General features: G+C 62.2%; 2 pseudogenes. Both read left to right on the forward strand.

Annotated features, from left to right (window positions below):
* Positions 1-271 (forward strand): annotated as a pseudogene (locus F0Q45_RS26715) (hypothetical protein); the annotation flags it as partial.
* Positions 261-466, forward strand: a pseudogene (locus F0Q45_RS28860) (hypothetical protein); the annotation flags it as partial. The pseudogenes F0Q45_RS26715 and F0Q45_RS28860, both read left to right, overlap by 11 nt.

Consider the following 466-nt stretch of genomic DNA (forward strand, 5'->3'; position numbering starts at 1 on the left):
GCGTCAGGTTCAAATCGAAACTCATGGCGACAATCCAGCTCTTGCAACTGCTGCCGGTGTAAATGGTGCAGTGATGTTGGAGCAAGCGGTGAATGCGGCCCCGGCTCTCGCGCCTGGGGACCGTGCAGCCGCACTTACGCTGGCTGAGGCATACACCAGTACCAACGCCATGGGCAGTTACTTGCACCGCGACGATCCGGCTCTTCAAGCGGCGATCGATGATGTCAATGCCAAGGATGCGCACATGAAGGCTGTGTGCGGTGGTGGCTGATCTGCCGCCGGGTCGGTGGTCGGCGTTGTTGGTAGGGCCGTGGTGGTGCGCGCGACCCGATGCCCCAACGGCCGGAATCAGCTACTGGCAAGATGCGGGAAAGGGCAAGCGAGGTGAGGCGAACGACCTGCGCAACCAACGATCCCGATTGGCGGACAATCGGGGGCGCACCGCCAGCGATTTGCTGGAGCGGTA

The organism is Mycobacterium simiae (assembly GCF_008370645.1).
Lineage (GTDB): Bacteria > Actinomycetota > Actinomycetes > Mycobacteriales > Mycobacteriaceae > Mycobacterium > Mycobacterium simiae_A.